Origin of the sequence: Pseudomonas sp. Pseusp88 (assembly GCF_047303955.1) — a bacterium.
Classification (GTDB): Bacteria; Pseudomonadota; Gammaproteobacteria; order Pseudomonadales; family Pseudomonadaceae; genus Aquipseudomonas.
In genome coordinates this window covers 1-426 of sequence record NZ_JBGLYM010000105.1, presented here as the reverse complement: position 1 = coordinate 426, position 426 = coordinate 1, and the positions used below count along the sequence as shown (strand labels likewise).

Here is a 426-nt window from a genome sequence, read left to right as displayed (position 1 = left end):
ATAGGCGATGCCGAGCACCGCCAGGATGATCGCTACCGGCGTGGACATTACCCAGGCAAAGCCGTACCAATAGCCGAAGGCTGCGCCAACAAGCTGGCCTGTAGCCACAAAAGACATTCCGCCAGTTACGCCAAACTTCGCCCAAAGCAGTACTTTTTCTTCCGGACTTGTGGCACGACTGGTGTCCTCGGATAACTGCCAAGCCTCAACCCCCGCCGCAACGGCCCCCAAGGTCGCCCACGTCATGGTACGCAAGATCAAACCCTTCGAAAACGTGGCAAACTCGTTAGCGATGGTTGCCTGGGTACTGCCCCTGGAGGCGGCCTTAGCTTCTCCCAACCATTCCAAGTATCCAGCCTGTGCCACCTTCAGGGTTTTACCACCGACTTCGGCATACATCCCCCCCGCCTTATGCCACGCCGGCCC

Annotated in this window: 1 pseudogene; it reads right to left on the bottom strand. The window is 58.7% G+C overall.

Features of this window, described 5'->3' with window-relative positions:
- Positions 1–399 (bottom strand): annotated as a pseudogene (locus ACCD02_RS32665) (hypothetical protein); the annotation flags it as partial.
- Positions 400–426 lie beyond the last annotated feature (27 nt).